Source organism: Pseudotabrizicola alkalilacus (genome assembly GCF_003443995.1).
Taxonomy (GTDB): domain Bacteria; phylum Pseudomonadota; class Alphaproteobacteria; order Rhodobacterales; family Rhodobacteraceae; genus Pseudotabrizicola; species Pseudotabrizicola alkalilacus.
In genome coordinates, this window is the sequence record NZ_QWEY01000104.1 from 1 (window position 1) to 515 (window position 515).

The following is a 515-nucleotide window of genomic DNA, read 5'->3' on the forward strand; positions in this document are numbered from 1 at the left end:
CCCCTAATTTAGGACACAAACTTTAACATTCTCGTTCTTTCGTAGTTATTCATTTTTTGTTTTTCACCACCACGACATGGTGGTGAAAAACACTTTATTATAAGTTAACTGCCATCTCCTCTGGATACCCTTTATCTTTATACAGCTGATGAAACTTCTTGGGTGGAAGATAATTTAGACTGCCGTGGAATCTTCGGTTATTGTAGAAATCCATATATTCATCGATTCGATAGTAAGCTTCTTCGAAGCATTCATAGGTGTATCTTTGATAACATTCTCTTTCAATAACACTGTGAAATGACTCAATATAAGCATTCAAATCAGGAGTCTTAGGTGGTATTCGTTCATGATAAACTTTGTAAAGTTTACAGAATTTTCCGAAGGGATCACTGACAAACTGCGGCCCATTATCGCTCCTTATGATAATGCTAGTCCCGTCTTCTTCATCTGGAACAGACACTTGCCTTCTCATTAACGCTTCTTGAAGCATTCCGATAATATCTTTCGCTTTACAA

At 36.9% G+C, this 515-nt stretch carries 1 protein-coding gene; it reads right to left on the reverse strand.

The annotated features are described in order from the left end of the window. Positions 1–97: 97 nt before the first annotated feature. Positions 98–515: integrase core domain-containing protein (locus D1012_RS22255; protein ID WP_147335796.1), on the reverse strand; the 418-nt coding region annotated here is incomplete at its 5' end.